Source organism: Bifidobacterium aesculapii (genome assembly GCF_001417815.1).
Taxonomy (GTDB): domain Bacteria; phylum Actinomycetota; class Actinomycetes; order Actinomycetales; family Bifidobacteriaceae; genus Bifidobacterium; species Bifidobacterium aesculapii.
The window spans coordinates 15,623-33,467 of sequence record NZ_BCFK01000044.1 but is presented as its reverse complement, the minus strand read 5'-3'; the positions used below and the strand labels follow the sequence as shown (position 1 = coordinate 33,467).

General features: G+C 66.0%; 10 protein-coding genes and 2 pseudogenes. 10 read left to right on the top strand and 2 right to left on the bottom strand.

What is annotated here, in order from left to right:
* The 10 genes and pseudogenes from BFAL_RS11805 to BFAL_RS06385 form a co-directional block, all read left to right on the top strand.
* Window positions 1-98, top strand: a pseudogene (locus BFAL_RS11805) (carbohydrate ABC transporter permease); the annotation flags it as partial.
* Window positions 99-103: 5 nt separating this feature from the next.
* Window positions 104-2,180, top strand: a pseudogene (locus tag BFAL_RS06425) (beta-galactosidase).
* 301 nt (window positions 2,181-2,481) lie between these two features.
* On the top strand, window positions 2,482-3,831 hold the full coding sequence (locus tag BFAL_RS06420) for an ABC transporter substrate-binding protein (protein ID WP_055427596.1): 1,350 nt from the start codon (window positions 2,482-2,484) through the stop codon (window positions 3,829-3,831).
* 190 nt (window positions 3,832-4,021) lie between these two features.
* Window positions 4,022-4,927, top strand: coding sequence for a carbohydrate ABC transporter permease (locus tag BFAL_RS06415; RefSeq protein WP_055427595.1), 906 nt, complete (start codon window positions 4,022-4,024; stop codon window positions 4,925-4,927).
* Between the two features lie 11 nt (window positions 4,928-4,938).
* The gene (locus BFAL_RS06410; RefSeq protein WP_055427594.1) at window positions 4,939-5,913 is read left to right on the top strand and encodes a carbohydrate ABC transporter permease; all 975 of its coding nucleotides are present in this window, start codon (window positions 4,939-4,941) and stop codon (window positions 5,911-5,913) included.
* Between the two features lie 94 nt (window positions 5,914-6,007).
* Window positions 6,008-8,206: a beta-galactosidase gene (locus tag BFAL_RS06405; protein ID WP_055427593.1), complete on the top strand. Its 2,199-nt coding sequence runs from the start codon at window positions 6,008-6,010 to the stop codon at window positions 8,204-8,206.
* A 109-nt stretch (window positions 8,207-8,315) separates the two neighbouring features.
* A complete protein-coding gene (locus BFAL_RS06400) occupies window positions 8,316-9,371 on the top strand; it encodes a LacI family DNA-binding transcriptional regulator (RefSeq protein WP_055427592.1) in 1,056 nt (351 codons plus the stop codon).
* Window positions 9,372-9,633: 262 nt separating this feature from the next.
* The gene (locus tag BFAL_RS06395) at window positions 9,634-12,321 is read left to right on the top strand and encodes a glycosyl hydrolase 53 family protein (RefSeq protein ID WP_055427591.1); all 2,688 of its coding nucleotides are present in this window, start codon (window positions 9,634-9,636) and stop codon (window positions 12,319-12,321) included.
* A 336-nt stretch (window positions 12,322-12,657) separates the two neighbouring features.
* On the top strand, window positions 12,658-14,001 hold the full coding sequence (locus BFAL_RS06390; RefSeq protein ID WP_055427590.1) for an ABC transporter substrate-binding protein: 1,344 nt from the start codon (window positions 12,658-12,660) through the stop codon (window positions 13,999-14,001).
* A 232-nt stretch (window positions 14,002-14,233) separates the two neighbouring features.
* Window positions 14,234-15,610 carry an ABC transporter substrate-binding protein gene (locus BFAL_RS06385; RefSeq protein WP_152973575.1) on the top strand — a complete coding sequence of 459 codons (1,377 nt, stop codon included), beginning with the start codon at window positions 14,234-14,236 and terminating at the stop codon, window positions 15,608-15,610.
* A gap of 17 nt (window positions 15,611-15,627) precedes the next feature.
* Here the strand turns inward: BFAL_RS06385 and BFAL_RS06380 are convergent, their stop codons facing one another.
* Complete coding sequence (locus BFAL_RS06380; RefSeq protein WP_055427588.1) at window positions 15,628-16,392, bottom strand: type III pantothenate kinase; 765 nt, start codon at window positions 16,390-16,392, stop codon at window positions 15,628-15,630.
* Between the two features lie 103 nt (window positions 16,393-16,495).
* Window positions 16,496-17,770 (bottom strand): bifunctional phosphopantothenoylcysteine decarboxylase/phosphopantothenate--cysteine ligase CoaBC, encoded by a 1,275-nt coding sequence (gene coaBC, locus BFAL_RS06375; protein ID WP_055427587.1) that lies wholly within the window; start codon window positions 17,768-17,770, stop codon window positions 16,496-16,498.
* Window positions 17,771-17,845 lie beyond the last annotated feature (75 nt).

Genomic DNA, 17,845 nt, shown 5'->3' with positions numbered 1-17,845 from the left:
CGGGCTCCCTGATCACCATCATCCCCCTGGTCATCGCGTTCCTGATGCTGCAGAAATACTGGCAATCCGGCCTCGCCGCCGGCGCCGTCAAGGAGTGACAATCATGAGCGAACACAGAACATTCCAATGGCCGCAGCCGCTGGACGGGAACAAGCCCCGCATCTGGTACGGCGGCGACTACAACCCCGACCAGTGGCCGGAGGAGGTCTGGGACGAGGACATCGCCCTCATGCAGCAGGCCGGCGTCAACCTCGTCTCCGTGGCCATCTTCAGCTGGGCGAAGCTCGAACCGCGCGAAGGCGTCTATGACTTCGACTGGCTCGACCGTCATCGACAAGCTCGGCAAGGCCGGCATCGCCGTCGACCTCGCCTCCGGCACCGCCTCGCCGCCGATGTGGATGACGCAGGCGCACCCGGAGATCTTGTGGGTGGACTACCGCGGCGACGTGTGCCAGCCCGGCGCACGTCAGCACTGGCGCGCCACGAGCCCGGTCTTCCTTGACTACGCGTTGAAGCTGTGCCGTGTGATGGCCGAGCACTACAAGGACAACCCGTACGTGGTCGCCTGGCATGTGAGCAACGAGTATGGATGCCACAACCGCTTCGACTACTCCGAGGACGCCGCGCGCGCCTTCCGCACCTGGTGCGAGAAGCGCTACGGCACCATTGACGCCGTCAACGAGGCATGGGGCACGGCGTTCTGGGCGCAGCACATGAACGACTTCTCCGAGATCATCCCGCCGCGCTTCATCGGCGACGGCAACTTCATGAACCCGGGCAAGCTGCTCGACTGGAAGCGTTTCAGCTCCGACGCGCTGCTCGACTTCTACCGTGCCGAACGCGACGCGCTGCTCGAGATCGCGCCGAAGCCGCAGACCACGAACTTCATGATTTCCGCGGGCGGCACCACGCTCGACTACGACAAGTGGGGCTACGACGTGGACTTCGTGTCCAACGACCACTACTTCACACCGGGCGAAGCGCACCTCGACGAGCTCGCCTACGCCGCGTCGCTTACCGACGGCGTGGCGCGCAAGCACCCGTGGTTCCTCATGGAGCACTCCACGTCGTCCGTCAACTGGCGCCCCATCAACTACCGCAACGAGCCGGGCGAGCTCGTGCGCGATTCGCTCGCGCATCTCGCCATGGGCGCGGACGCCATCTGCTACTTCCAGTGGCGGCAGTCCAAGGCCGGCGCCGAGAAATGGCATTCCGCGATGGTGCCCCACGCGGGCGCCGATTCGCAGGTGTTCCGCGACGTGTGCGAACTGGGCGAGGATCTGAATCTGCTCGCCGACGAGGGGCTCGTGGGCACTGCGCTCGTCAAGTCCAAGGTCGCCGTGGTCTTCGACTACGAGTCGCAATGGGCCACCGAGCACACCGCCACGCCGAGCCAGAACGTGCGCCACTGGACCGAGCCGCTCGACTGGTTCCGCGCCCTCGCCGACGTCGGCCTCACCGCGGACGTGGTGCCGGTGCGCGGCGACTGGGACCAGTACGACACCGTCGTGCTGCCCGCCGTGTACCTGCTGTCCGAGGCCACGTCGCGCCGCGTGCGTGACTACGTCGCGAACGGCGGCAGGCTGATCGCCACGTACTACACTGGTCTCGCCGACGAGCGCGACCACGTCTGGCTCGGCGGCTACCCCGGTTCGATCCGCGACGTCGTCGGGGTGCGCATCGAGGAGCACGCGCCGATGGGGAACGATTTCCCCGGTGCGATGGACCATCTCGACCTGTCCAACGGCACCGTCGCGCACGACATCGCGGACGTCATCACGTCCGTGGCGGAGACGACGCGCGTGCTGGAGACCTTCAAGGCCGACAAGTGGACCGGTTTCGACGGCGCGCCGGCCATCACCGTCAACGACTACGGCGACGGCAAGGCCGCGTACGTGGGCGCCAAGCTCGGTCGCGACGGGCTCGCGGCGAGCCTGTCGGAGCTGCTCGAGGCGCTCGGCGTCCGGCTGCCGGCCGGCGATGACCGCGGCGAGGTGCTGCGTGTCGAACGTGCGGACGTGACGGACGAGAACCACTTCGTGTTCCTGTTCAACCGCACGCATGACGTGGCCGTCGTCGACGTCGAAGGCAAGCCGCTCGTCGCCTCGCTGGCGCAGGTCAACGAGAGTGAGCATACGGCCGCCATCCGGCCGAACGGCGTGCTCGTCGTGAAGCTGTAGCGGCGATGCCCCGGTGCGGCCGGGGTGCGGTAGGGCCCTTCGCCATCTTCGTGGATGGCGAAGGGCCCTTTGCCGTATGCGGGGTCTTCGGGGCTGATGAATCATCGGGATGATGGGCGTGTCGCGGTATTTGACATTCAGATACACAGGTGTATCATCAAAGGTAATGGTACACGGGTGTACCAAAGAAAACACCCCGACAGGAAAAGGAAAACGCGATCGCGGGAACCGAACCCGCCCAACCGGCTTCGTTGTGGAAACCTGGGGTGGGAGTGGTCTCCACGATTCAGGAGGAGACATCATGCGCAACATCAAGAAGGTCATCGCGGCCACGGCGGCCGTCGCCACGCTCGTCGGACTTGCGGCCTGCGGTGGAGGCAGCGACAACAGCTCCAACCAGGGCGATGCCGACAACGCCGAGCTCGTGTTCTGGGGCTGGGACTCCGGCAACTCGATGAAGGACATCATCAAGGGCTTCGAGAAGGCGAACCCCGGCATCACCGTCAAATTCAACAACACCGGCACCGCCGAGAAGACCTCCACCGCGCTGTCCAACGCGATCGCCGCCGGCAACGGCGCACCCGACGTGGTCATGCTCGAGGACCCGACCGTCACCCAGTTCGCCGTGACCGACGGGCTCGTGGACCTGAGCGAGTTCGGCGCCGACAAGCTCGCCGACGACTTCGCCGCCGGCCCGTGGAACAAGCTGCAGTACAACAACAAGCCGTACGCGCTGCCGATCGACTCCGGCCCGGAGATGTTCTTCTACAACAAGGCCGTGTTCGACAAGGCCGGCGTCGACGGCGAATCCATCAAGACGTGGGACGACTACTACGAGGCGGCCAAGAAGATCCGCGCCACCGGCTCCTACATCACCAACCTCGCCGGCACCTCGAACGACTACCAGCCGTTCACCGCGCAGGTCTGGCAGGCCGGCGCCCAGCCGTGGAAGGTCGATGGCGAGAACATCACCATCAACATGACCAAGGATGCGGGCATGAAGAAGTACATCCAGTTCGTGCAGAAGCTCATCGACGAGGACCTCGTGGACACCAAGACCCCGAACTGGTCCGATGACTGGAACCGTGAGCTCAACGACGGCACCATCGCCTCGCTGACCATCGGCGCCTGGATGCCTGTCAACCTGATGTCCGGCGCCCCGGACCAGGCCGGCAACTGGCGCGTGGCCCAGCTGCCGCAGTGGGAGGAGGGCCAGGAGGTCTCCGCCGAGGACGGCGGCTCCGCGCTCTCCGTCGTCAAGCTCTCCAAGAACCAGGCCGCGGCCTACAAGTTCGTCGAGTACATGACCCACGGCGACGGCGCCCAGGAGATGGCGGACACCGGCACCTTCCCGTCCCTGAAGAAGATTCTCCAGTCCGATTCCTTCACCGATCCCACCACCGAAGGCAACAAGAAGACCAACGACTACTTCGGCGGCCAGAACGTGAACGAAGTGCTCTCCGAAGCCGCGCAGCGCCCGACCGAGAAGTTCCAGTACCTGCCGTACAACCCGTTCGCCCAGTCCGCGTACGGCGACGAGGTCTCCAAGGCGTACACCAAGGAGATCACGCTCGAGCAGGCCCTCAAGAACTACGGCGACAAGCTCGCCAAGCAGGGCGAGGACCAGGGCTACACCGTCACCGTGAAGTGATTTTCCGCGGTCGATGGCCATCCGGGGTGGAGCGCCTACCCGGCGCCCCACCCCCGTCATGTCCGCGGGTCCCGTCCGTACCTCCGTCTTGCCGTTCGACGGCGGAACCATTCGATACAGAAAGCACACAGCAATCATGTCAGAGCAGACATTGGGAGCCGCATCGGCGCAGACCGGGCTCCTTCCCGAAATGACCTCGCGCCACACCGCGCAGGCGCGCATCAACAAGCATAAGGCGGATTGGCGCGGTTGGAAGTTCATGTGGCCGTTCGCCCTCGTGTTCGTGTTCGTGTTCATCATCCCGATCGTGTACGCCATCTTCATCTCCTTCTTCAAGAAGCAGATGATCGGCGGCACCAAGTTCGTCGGCTTCGAGAACTACTCCCGCCTGTTCGTCGACCAGCAGTTCTGGTCAAGCGTGTGGCGCGTGGCCCTGTTCACCATCGTCCAGGTGCCGATCATGCTGTTCCTCGCCGCGGCCATGGCGCTGGCGCTGGACTCGATGAAGCTGCACGGCACGAAGTTCTTCCGCATCTCCACGTTCCTGCCGTACGCCGTGCCGGCCGTCGTCTCCACGATGATCTGGGGCTTCGTCTACGGCGCGAAATACGGTCTGGTCGGATCGTTCAACGACTTCTTCGGCACGAATCTCGACGTGCTCGCCCCGGACGTGCTGCTCGCCGCGATCGGCAACATCAACACGTGGGAGTTCACCGGCTACAACATGCTGATCTTCTACAGCTCCCTGAGCACGATCCCGCACTCCCTGTACGAGGCCGCGTCAATCGACGGCGCCTCCGAATGGCAGATCGTCAAGCGCATCAAACTGCCCGAGCTTCGCGGGTCCCTCGCGATCACGGTGATCTTCTCGATCATCGGTTCGTTCCAGTTGTTCAACGAGCCGTCCATCCTGCAGAACATGGTGCCGGGCAACGCGATCACGACGTACTACACGCCGAACATGTACGCGTACAACCTGTCGTTCTCCGGCAACCAAAGCAATTACGCAGCCGCCCTCGCCATCACGATGGCCGTGATCACGATGGCCATCGCCTACGCGGTGCAGCTCAGGAGCATGAAGGAGCAGATGAAGTGAGCGCAGCAACAATGACCCCCGCCGAACTCAAGGCGCAGGAGAAAGCCGCCAAAAAAGCCGAGAAGGAGCGTCAGAAGCGCGTCGCGAGGGACGAGGCCGCCGAGCGCAAACGCGCAGCCAAAACCGGATTCTCGAACCCGGCGAACCCCACCCGGTCCATCGGACTGACCATCGTATGCGCGATCTTCGCGGTGTACTGCCTGTTCCCGTTCGTGTACCTGGTGATCAACGCGACGAAGACGCAGGCCGACTTCACGTCGACCTTCGGACTCGGCTTCGGCCACACGTTCGCCCTGTGGGACAACATCGTCACCGTGTTCACCTACCAGGACGGCATCTTCGGCCGCTGGTTCGTGAACACCATCCTCTACGTGGTGGTGGGCGCCGGCGGCGCGACCCTGCTGGCCATCATGGGCGGATACGCGCTCGCCAAATTCCGCTTCCCGGGCCGCAACCTGTGCTTCGCGATCATCATCGGCGCGATCTCCGTGCCGGGCATCGCCCTCGCCGTGCCGCAGTTCCTGCTGTTCGCGAAGGTGGGTCTCACCAACACCCCGTGGTCGATGATTATCCCGTCACTGGTCTCCACGTTCGGCCTGTATCTCATGTGGATCTTCTCCGATCAGGCCGTGCCGGATGAACTGCTGGAGGCGGCCCGCGTGGACGGCGCCGGCGAGTTCCGCACCTTCTTCCAGATCTCGTTGCCGCTACTCGCTCCGGGCATCGTGACGACCGCGCTGTTCGCCATCGTGGCGACGTGGAACAACTACTTCCTGCCGTTGATCATGCTCAAGGACGCGGACTGGTACCCGCTCACAATCGGTCTGAACCAGTGGAAGGACCAGGCCTCGACGGCCGGCGGGCAGGCGATCCAGAACCTCGTGATCACCGGCTCCCTGATCACCATCATCCCCCTGGTCATCGCGTTCCTCTGCCTGCAGAAGTACTGGCAGTCCGGTTTGGCCGCCGGCGCCGTCAAGGAGTGATCCCGCCGGGATCGGGCGGCGGGACCCGATCCCGGTGGAACGCCGGAAACACCGCATCGGCACAGACCGATTCAATCGACAAGGAGTGATCATCATGACTGGCCGCAGGGCTTTTCGTTGGCCGTCCCTGCTGACGGCGGACGGACGCGGCATCGCGTTCGGCGGCGACTACAATCCGGACCAGTGGCCGGACGAGGTGGTGGCCGAGGACATCCGTCTGATGCGCGAGGCGCGCGTGAACACGGTCGCGCTGGCGATCTTCAGCTGGGACCGTATCGAGCCGCGTGAGGGCGAGTTCACCTTCGACTGGTTGGATTCCGTGATCGACCGGCTCGGCCGTGCGGGCATCGCCGTGGATTTGGCGTCGGCTACCGCATCCGCACCGATGTGGCTGTACGAGAACCATCCGGAAGTGCTCCCGGTGGACAAATACGGCCATGTCGTCAACGCGGGGTCACGCCAGTCGTGGCGTCCCACCAGTCCGGTGTTCAAGCGGTTCGCGCTGCGCCTGTGCCGCCGGCTCGCCGAACACTACAAGGACAACCCGTATGTGACCGCGTGGCATATGGGCAACGAGTACGGGTGGAACAACCGCTACGACTATTCGGACACCGCCCTCGAGGCGTTCCGCGCGTGGTGCGAGGCGAAGTACGGCACGATTGACGCGTTGAACGAGGCGTGGGGCACGGCGTTCTGGTCCCAGCATGTGAACTCCTTCCAAGAGGTGATGCTGCCGCGGCACATGGGCGGCGATTCGATGGTCAACCCGCCGCAGCAGCTCGACTTCGAGCGCTTCGGCAACGACATGCTCCTCGACTTCTACAAGGCGGAGCGCGATGCGATCGAGGAGATCTGCCCCGGCAAACCGTTCACCACGAACTTCATGGTGTCCACGGACCAGTGCTGCATGGACTACGCGCAGTGGGCGCCCGAGGTGGATTTCGTGTCCAACGACCACTACTTCCACGAGGGCGAATCCCATCTGGACGAGCTCGCCTGCTCGGATGCGCTCGTGGCGTCGCTCGCCGCGGACCACCCCTGGTATGTGATGGAACACTCCACGTCCGCGGTCCAGTGGAAGCCGCTCAACTCACGCAAACGCAACGGCGAGCTCCTGCGCGACTCCCTCGCGCACGTGGCCATAGGCGCGGACGCCATCAACTTCTTCCAATGGCGGCAGTCCACCTCCGGCGCCGAGGCGTTCCACTCCGCGATGGTCCCCCATGCGGGCGCCGACTCGAAGGTGTTCCGTGGCGTGTGCGAGCTCGGGAAGGCGTTGGAGACGCTCTCCCGCGCGGGCGTGCAGGGCACCACGTTGCGCCGTCGCGGCACGGCCGTCCTGTTCAGCGCGGAAAGCGAATGGGCCACGCGCTCCGAGACGCTTCCCAGCATGAGGCTCGACCATTGGCACGCCGTGCGCGACTGGTACCGCGCGCTTCTCGACGCGGGGACCCGCGCCGACGTGGTCCCGCTCGCCCATGATTGGACCGGCTACGACACCGTCATCCTGCCGAACGTGCTCGCCTTGTCCGACGAGGACGTCCGTCGGCTCGATGGGTTCGCGCGCGCCGGCGGCACCGTGGCCATCGACTACGCGACCGGCATTATCGACGAACGCTTCCACGCGGGCCTCGGCGGTTACCCTGGTGCCGGCGAGGGCCTCCTTCGCGGCATGATCGGCGTGCGCGGCGAGGAATTCAACATCCTCGGCGCCCAGGCCGAAGGCGAACCGGGCGAGATCGCCTTGTCGAACGGGATGCGCACCCGCCTGTGGCAGACCGACGTCACCGCGGTCGCGCCCGACACGACCGTCGTCGCGACCTATGAAGGCGACGCGGCCGAAGATTGGGAACTCGCCGGCACGCCCGCCGTCACCCGTCACCCGTGGGGTGCCGGTGAGGCCATCTACGTGGGCTGCGACCTCGACCGCCACGACATCGCACGACTCGCCCGTACCCTGTTCACGAAGGTGGACGGTGTGTGTGTCATGCCCGCGACGGGCGACGCGGACGATGACGCCGACGCGGCGGAGACACCTGCCGCGGTCGTGCCCGCCGACGGCGACGACCCGCGCGTCCTGCATACCGTGCGCGACAACGAGGACCGGACCGTGCGCTTCGATTTCTACCTCAACCGAAGCGCGTGCCCCGTCACCCTCACCGGCGTCGACGGCGAGACCATCATCGCCCACCGGTGCGCGGCGCCCGTGGCGGACGCGCCCGCCGCACCGGCGCACTGCGCGACGGTCACGCTCGCGCGCAACGCCATCCTCGTCACGCGCACCGTGCGCTGAGCGCGGACGGTGCGCTGGACTCCCGCCGAGCGTGCGCCGGGCGTATGCCGCGCGCACGCAAGCGGGTAGAATGGCGACGAAACGCAGACATGACAAGGAGTTGACGGACATGGGCGAGATGAAACCGGCGAAGAGACGCGTCACGTTGCGTGATGTGGCGCAGGAGGCCGGGGTCTCGCTCAAGACCGCGTCGAACGTGATCAACGGCAACGGGCGTATGAGCCAGGCCACACGCGAACGCGTCGAAACCGTCATCAAGGATCTCGGCTACCGGGTGAACGTGGCCGCGCGCAACCTCAACCGCGACCACACCGGGTTCATCACGCTCGCCGTGCCCTCGCTCACCCCGCCCTACCTTGCCGAACTCGCCAACCGCGTGATCGACGCGGCCCGCCGGCTCGACTACTCCGTGTACGTCACCACGTACGCGGAGGGTTCCGCGAAGGGCGCGCGCAACCTGCTCGAGAACTTCAACTCCACCGTCTCCGACGGCATGATCCTATCGATGAGCGAGGTCGAGGACATCGCCCCCGACGACCTCGACGTCGATTTTCCGCTCGTCGTGGTCGGAGCGCGCACGACATGGGGCAGGGCCGACCATGTGACCCCCGACGACGTGGGCGCCGCCGCGCGCGCCGCCGGCTACCTGTACGACCGTGGCGTCACGCGGCTCGCCGTGGTCGGCGCGCGCGGCGCGTATGACGAGGAGAAGCTGCTCGGGGCGGTGGAGGGCAACGCGCAGCTGCGTCTGCGCGGCGTGATCGAGGAGAGCCTTCGCCGCGGCATGCATCCGGATCCCCGTCTGGTGGGCGCCACCGATCAGGACTGGACGATTGGCGCGGGCGCGCGCGTCATGCAGCGGATCATCGACTCGGCCGTGCCGTTCGATGGGGTGGTGGCCCTGAACGACCAGCTGGCCATCGGCGCGCTCACCGCGCTGCGCGCCTCCGGGCTCGATGTGCCGGGTGACGTGCAGGTCATCGGCTTCGACAACATCGAGGAGGACGCCTACCTGCAGACGCCCCTGACCACGATGGACTCCCGGCTTGACTGGACCGCGCCCACCGCCGTCGGCCGCATCCTCGGCCGCATCGACGGATCCATCGTCCGCCCCGAGCTGCTGACCTGCGAGACGGACGTCATCGCCCGCGATACAACCCGGTAATCGTCTCGCCCCTGAACCGGCGTATGGGGCGAGTGGCGGATATATGCCGCTGGTACAGCGGTTGACCAAAAGCGGGATCGATGCTAGGCTACTCTGTAGGTACACAGTTGTACCAATGGAAGTGCAGCAACTGTGGACCCGTCATATCGGGCGTTTCGGGTGCTTCACCGGGTTCTTCAACGAGGATTCCCGTGGCACTTGGCACTTGTCGCCCGGCATCTGGCATCCGTCTTATCGGAACATCGAAGGAGAGACAACGGACATGCATCAGCCAACAGCATGGCGACGTGCGGTCGCCGCCACGGTGGCGGCGCTCACGTTATGCGCGGGCGGCGCCGTCGCCACCGCCAACGCGGCCGACGGCCCTGTGAAAGCGGACATCAACGTCAAGGCGATCGACGGGCTGGCCGACGACTTCATCGGAGGTGCGGACGTCTCCTCCATGCTGTCGTTGGAGGAAAGCGGCGTCACGTTCAAGAACGAGGAAGGGAAGGTTGAGGACCTCTTCGCGCTGCTCAAGGAAAGCGGCGTGAACTACGTGCGTCTGCGCGTGTGGAACGATCCGTTCACCGCCGACGGCCAAGGCTACGGCGGCGGCAACGTGAACGCCGAACGCGCGCTGGTCATGGCGAAACGCGCCACGGCCGCCGGACTCAAGGTGCTCGTCGACTTCCACTACTCCGACTTCTGGGCAGATCCCAGCAAGCAGCAGGCGCCCAAGGCGTGGAAATCCTTCGAAGGCGACGCGGGCAAGACCGCGCAGGCCGTATACGACTACACCAGAAAGACGCTCACGGAATTCAAGAACGCCGGCGTGGACGTCGGCATGGTGCAGATCGGCAACGAGACCACCGCGAAGATCGCGGGCGTGACCGGCTGGGACGGCATGTGCAAGGTGTTCTCCGCCGGCTCCAAGGCCGTACGCGAAACGCTGCCGGACGCGAAGGTCGCCATCCACTTCACCAACCCGGAACGCAACACCTACGCCGGCTACGCGAAGCAGCTCGACAGCCACAAGGTCGACTACGACGTGTTCGCCAGCTCCTACTACCCGTTCTGGCACGGCACCGCAGACAACCTCACCCGCCAGCTCAAGGACGTCGCCGCCACCTACGGCAAGGACGTGATGGTCGCCGAAACCTCATGGGCGTACACGCTCGAGGACGGCGACGACGACTCCAACACGATCACCGCGAAGAACGTGAACTCCGCCGACGTGAAGTTCGACGTCAGCGCCCAGGGCCAGGCCGACGCGCTGCGCTACGTCGCCGAAGCCGTGAACAAAGTCGGCGACAACGACGGCGACGGCGAGAACGACGGCCTCGGCATGTTCTACTGGGAGCCGGCGTGGCTGCCCGTCGGCCAGGGCGGACGCGGCAACGCCGACCTCGTCGCCCTGTGGGAGAAGCACGGCGCGGGCTGGGCCACGCAGGCGGCCGGCGAATACGATCCGAACGACGCGGGCAAGAAGTGGGGCGGCTCCGGCGTGGACAACCAGGCGCTGTTCACATTCGACGGCACGGCCCTGCCCTCGCTGAAGACCTTCGCCTACCTGCACACCGGCGCCGTCGCCGACCATGTGTTCACCGGCATCGACGACATCGCCATCGAGGCAGGCGACGAGGATCCCATCGACGCCATCAGGAAGAAGCTGCCGAGCGAGGTGACCGCACGCTACAAGGACGGCGTCGACGAAACCGAAACCGTCACGTGGCGCTCCGGGGCGCTCGACTGGATCCGCGGCGCCGGCACCTACACGGTCACAGGCGTCACGCCCGCCGGCCACACCGCCAAAGCCGTCATCACCGTGACCGCGGCGCCGCCGGAGAACCATATCGTCAACGGCGGCTTCGAGGACGGCGCGAACGCCGGCTGGAGCGTCACCGGCAGCGGCGCCTCCATCAAATCCGACAAGAACAGCGCCTCCGCCGGCACGTGGGCGCTCGGCTTCTGGGCGGACAAGGCGTACGCCTTCACCGCCGAACAGACCGTCACCGGACTCAAGCCCGGCGCGTACACGCTCACCGCGAAAGGCCAGGGCGCGCTCGTCGGCGGCACCTCCGGCGTCAACAAACTCACGTTGAACGCGAAAACCGGCGACGCCACGAAATCGGACGAGATCGGACTCAACGGCTGGAAGGTGTGGGACACCGCATCCGTGCCTGTCACCGTCGGCGACGACGGCACCGTGACCGTGACCATACGCGGCGATCTCGGCGCCGGCGACTGGGGCAGCGTCGACGAGGTCACGCTCACGCGTGACACGAAGACGGCCGACAAGCCGGACACCGATACGCTCGAAATGGAACTCGCCAAGGCCGAGAAGGTCGAGCGCGACGGCTACACCGCCGAATCGCTCGGCAGGCTCGACGACGCGATCGACGCGGCGCATGTCCTGCTCGCCGGCAGCACCTACACCAACAACGACGTCACACAGGTGACGAAGCTTCTCGCCGACGCCCTCGAGGGGCTCGAGGCCAAGACATTCGTCAGCATCTCCGTCACGCCGAAGAAGACCGCATACACGGTCGGCGACACGATCAAGGCCGACGACCTGACCGTCACCGGCAACTACGAGGCCGGTTCCGGCAGCGTCGAACTCGCCGCCGGCCAGTACACGCTCGACTACGACTTCTCCGCGCCCGCCGATGCGGCGAAGGTCACCGTCTCGCTCGCCAGCGACCCGAGCCTCGCCGAAACGTACACGGTGAAGGTCACGGCGAAGGACGGCGGCTCCGGTGATTCCGGTTCCGACGGCTCCGGCGACGGTGCGACCACGCCGGACGGCAAGACCGATGGCGGGACGGACGGCAAGCCGCAGGCGGACGCGGCGAACGGCGGCGGCATCGCCGCCACCGGTTCCGCCGTCGCCGCGGTGGCCGCCGTCGCGCTCGCGGCCGCGTTCGGCGGCGTGGCGCTCGCCATCCGCCGCCGGAGGGGCTTGAGGTGATGCGGACGCCCCAGGGCGTTCCGGCTCACTGAGTGGCGGCATGGTGCCGGTTTCCGCGGAAACTGGTGGAACCGGTGCCATGCTGCCGCCCTTGATGCGTCTCCTTATGTTGCGTGAGGTTCGTCCCCATATTGTGGTTGCGATAACACGCCGAGAGCATGCATGGAAGACGGTTCTATGTATACTTGATGTTATCGCAACCATCAACGGGACACCAGACGAGGTAGGCCGGTTCCCGCAGCGGGGTCAACGACATGACTCCGGTACCGATGGGAACGGTAGGAAAAGCAAATCTTCAGTCGGCATGGACGGCTGGAGGGAAGGAGCACAAGGACGATGAAGTTCACCAACGCCAAGAAGGCCATCGCGCTGACCGGTGCGATCGCGATGCTCGCCAGCGTCGCGGCCTGCGGTTCCGACAGCAACAACTCGCAGCCGGCACAGGAGAAGGACGCCAAGGAAATCACCGTGTGGGCATGGGAGCCCACGCTGACCCAGGTCGCCAAGGACTTCGAGAAGGAGACCGGCATCAAGGTCAACCTCAAGAACGTCGGCACCAACACCAAGGAATACACGCAGCTCGACAACGCCATCGAGGCCGGCTCCGGCGCCCCGGACGTCGCGCAGGTCGAATACTACGCCCTCCCGCAGTACGCGATCAAGGGCAACCTGCTCGACATCACCGACAAGACCTCCGGCTATGAGGACTTCTACACCCCCGGCCCGTGGGCCTCCGTGCAGTTCGCCGGCAAGGTGTACGGCCTGCCGATGGATTCCGGCCCGATGGCCTTCTTCTACAACAAGGAGGTCTTCGACAAGGCCGGCGTCGACGCCGAACAGATCAAGACCTGGGACGACTACTACGAGGCCGCCAAGAAGATCCACGCCCTCGGCGACAACTACTACATCACCTCCGACACCGGCGACGCCGGCTTCTACGATTCGATGACCTGGCTCGCCGGCGGTCAGCCGTTCAAGACCTCCTCCGACGGCTCCGAGGTGACCATAAACCTCACCGGCGACGAGAAGGTCAAGTCGTTCGACGAGTTCTGGCAGAAGCTGCTTGACGAAGGCCTGCTCGACACCAAGACCACCGGCTGGTCCGAGGACTGGTTCAAGGGCATGACCGACGGCACCATCGCCTCCCTGCTCACCGGCGCCTGGATGCCCGCCAACCTGGCCAACTCCGCCGCCGCGGGCGCCGGCAAGTGGCGCGTCACCCAGATGCCCACCGCCGACGGCTCCGCCACCAACGCCGAGAACGGCGGCTCCTCGCTCGCCGTGCTGAAGTCTTCCACCAAGGCCGACGCCGCGTACAAGTTCATCGAGTACGCGAACCACGGCGACGGCGTGGCCACCCGTGTGGCCGGCGGCGCCTTCCCGGCGGACAAGGCCTCCATGGAGTCCGACTCCTTCAAGAACGCCACCACCGTCAAGAACTCCGATGGCGAGGACGTCGACTACTTCGGCGGCCAGAAGTACAACGAGGTTCTCGCCCAGGCGGCCGAGAACGTCTCCACCGACTACCAGTTCCTGCCCTACGAGGTCAAGGCCCGCACCATCTTCGGCGACTACGTCGGCAAGTCCTACACCGGCGACCAGAAGCTGAGCGACGGCGTCGCCGCCTGGCAGAAGGCGCTGCAGGACTACGGCAAGGATCAGGGCTTCACCGTGAAGTGACCTTTCCCCAAGCGCATGTTCACCCCTCCGGGAAAGCCCCGTCGACCACCGTCGGCGGGGCTTTCCCGTATCGGAAGCGCCATCGCGCAAGGGTGCGGTGTGTACACTGGTCACGACGGCGCCCGGCCGCGCCCGGAAGCGGCACGCCGACGCCGGGGAAACGACAAGACGGCAAGGAGCGGGACATATGGCATCACGATTGTTCGCACGGATCAGACATGCCGCCGCGGCCATGTGCGCCTCGCTCGCCATCGTAGCCACCGCCGCCTGCGGTTCCGCAGCTGACACGCGCACGCACATCATCGTGTGGAGCTGGGAACCGAGCATGGGCGAAGTCGTGGAGCGCTTCGAACGCGCCAACCCGGACGTCGTCGTCGACCTGAAGGACATCTCCGGCTACGAGAACCTCAACACCGCCATCCAGGACGGCTACGGCATGCCCGACGTGGCGCAGATCGAATACTTCGCGTTGCTCCAATACGCCGTATCCGGCCAGCTGCTCGACATATCCGACTACGTGGGCGCCGACTACGTGAATTTCTACACGCCCGGCACGTGGTCGAGCGTCCAGCTCGCCGGGCGCATCTACGGCCTGCCGATGGACTCCGGTCCGATGGCGTTCTTCTACAACAAATCCGTGTTCGACCAGGTGGGCGTCGACGCCTCCGCCATCCGCACCTGGGACGACTACTACGAGGCCGCGAAGAAACTCAAGGAGATCGGCGTCTACATCGCCGCCGACGCGGGCGACGCCAGCTTCTACGCGGCGATGATCTGGCTCGCCGGCGGCCAGCCGTTCCACACCACCCCGGACGGCAAGACCGTCACCGTGGATCTCACCGGCGACGAGGGCACGCGCAGGTTCACCGCATTCTGGCAGAAGATGATCGACGAGGGGCTCATCGACACCCGACACGCCACATGGTCGGACAGTTGGAAGCAGGCGCTCGGCACCGGCGCCGTCGCCTCCGTGTTCTCGGGCGCCTGGATGCCGTCCATGCTGCTGAGCGACGTGCTCGGCGCGGCCGGATTGTGGCGCGTCGCGCCGATGCCCACCCCCGACGGCCGCCCCACCAACGCGGAGAACGGCGGTTCGGCGATGGCCGTGCTCCAGTCGACGCGCAAACCACGCGCCGCATACCGGTTCGTCGATTTCGTCACGCACGATAGGGACGGCATCGAGGCGCGAGTCGACGGCGGATCGTTCCCCGCGGACCTCGCCACACTGTCCAGCGAGGAGTTCCTCGACAAGACCACCGTGCGCGGCGAGAACGGCGTCGACATCCCGTACTTCGGCGGGCAGCAGTTCAACCGTGTGCTCGCCGACGCCGCGGAGAACGTGTCCGTCGGATACCAGTACCTGCCGTTCGAGGTGTACGCGCGTAGCGACTTCCGCACGACCGTCGGCAAATCGTACCGGTGGGCGAGCGAATGGCAGTCGTACCTGCGCCGGCAGCGCGAGGTCCAGGCCGGCATGACGGACGAGAACGGCGATCCGCTCGAGCCGTTCGACGATCCCGGCGCCAAGGTGACGCTGCGCCGCGGCATCGGCGACTGGCAGGCCGACCTGCGCGAGTACGGCGGCAACCAGGGCTTCACGATACGCTGAGCCGGGGCGGGCCGCGCTCACATGTTGCGCGAGTGGATGTACGCCATGCCCTTGAAGATGAGGTCGGGATCGTAGATGTCGATGAGGTCCGTGTCGTTCTTGAAGATGCGGCTCAGGCCACCGGTCGCGACCACCCGGAACGGCTCGTCGATCTCCTTGCGGAACTGCACGATGGTGCGTTCGATGCCGCCGAGGAACGTGTAGTACAGGCCCGCCTGCATGGCCGTGCGCGTGTTCGTCGCGAGAATCGACCTCGGACGGGTGATTTCCACCTCCGGCAGTTGCGCCGTCTGCCCCCACAGCGCCTCGGCGCCGGTGCGGATGCCCGTCGTGATGAACCCGGAGACGATGGTGCCGGTGCCGTCCACGTAGTTGAACGTCGTCGCCGTGCCGAAATCCGCCACCAGGATCGGCCCTCCATACGTGTAGTAGGCGCCCGCGCAGTCGGCGATGCAGTCGGAGCCGAGCGTCTTCGGATCGTCGAGCCGGATGTTCATGCCGGTCTTGATGCCGGGGCCGACCACCATCGGCTCCAACCCGAGGAACTTGATGATCGACGAGCGGAACGAGTACATGACCTTCGGTACCACCGAGCAGACGATCACGTCCTCGACGTCCTTGGCCGTATACCCGCTCAGGGCGAGGTACTGCGTGATCATCAGACCGTATTCGTCCGACGTGTGCGCGGCCTTCGTGGTGATGCGGTACGAGCCGACGATGCGCCCGTCCTCGAGAAAACCGATCACGATGTTCGTGTTGCCGATATCGACTGCCATCAGCATGATGTGAATCTCCTTCGATGATGTGATATGCGCCACGTGCCGTGGCGGCAAGCGCGGGATGCTCGAGACGCGCGGCAAGCGCGGGATGGGACTGTGCTCAGGCTCACCCGCGCAGCGCCGCGAGCCGCAGCAGCAGCCGCTTCGCCAGCGCGGTCTTGTCCATGAGGTCCCAATGCTCGATGTGCGGCGTGCCCGCATCCTGCTCGGAGGGCGTGAGCACCGCTACCAGGTTCGTGTCGGTCGCGAAGCCGGCGCCCTTGTCCCGCAGGTTGTTCGCCACCAGCATGTCGCAATGCTTGGAGGCGAGCTTGCCTGCGGCGTTGGCCAGCAGATGCTCCGTCTCCATGGCGAATCCGCACAGGATCTGCGACCCGTCGGACCGCTTGTGCTCGCCCGCCCACGCGAGGATGTCCGGATTGGAGACGAGCCGCAGCGTCATCGACTCGCGTCCCGCCTTCTTGATCTTCTCCGCACTGACCTCATCCACGCGGAAATCGCCGACGGCGGCCGCCATCACCGTGATGTCCGCGTCGGCGAACGCCTCGCCGACGGCGGCGAACATGTCGCGCGCCGTGACGACCCGCACCACGTCCACGCCCTCCGGCGCGTCCAATGCGACCGGGCCGGACACCAGCGTGACGCGTGCCCCGAGCGCCGCCGCGGCCGCCGCCACCGCATACCCCATCTTGCCGGTCGAATGGTTCGTCAGATAACGCACCGGGTCGAGCGGCTCCTGCGTGGGTCCCGCGGTGACCAGCACATGCAGGCCCTTGAGCGGCTGCGAGGCGGTCGCCCCGTCGCCGTCCGTGCCGCCCAGCAGCGCCGCGACGGCCCGTTCGATCTCCTCCGGCTCGGGCATGCGCCCGCGACCGGTGTCGCCGCATGCCAGATTTCCCTCGGCGGGGTCAAGCACCCGCCAGCCGAGGTCGCGGCAGATGCCGAGATTGCGCTGGGTGGCGGGATTGTCGAACATGTGCACGTTCATCGCGGGGCACAGCAGCTTCGGCCCCTCATAGGCGAGGATCGTGGAGGTGAGCGTGTCGTCCGCCATTCCGGCGGCGATGCGCGCGATCACGTCGGCGCTCGCCGGCGCCACCACGAGGACGTCCGCCCACGCCGCGTCCTTCACATGGTTGATGGTCGCGGGCGCCTGCGGATTCGCCGCCACGTCGCCCGGGACGGCGGGGGAGTCGGGGAACATCACGGTGCGCGTCGGCTGGCCGGTGAGCGACGTGAACGTGAGCGGAGTGACGAACCGTTCCGCTGCGGCCGTCTCGACGACGCGCACCACGTGCCCCGCCTTCGTCCAGTCGGACGCCAGATGGCAGGATTTGAACGCGGCGATGCTGCCGGTGACCCCCAGAAGAACATGTGCCATTGGAACGAAACGCCTCCCGACCGGTGAACCGGTCGCATACCCTATGCCGATGCCGCCGTGCAATGCGGTCGCCGC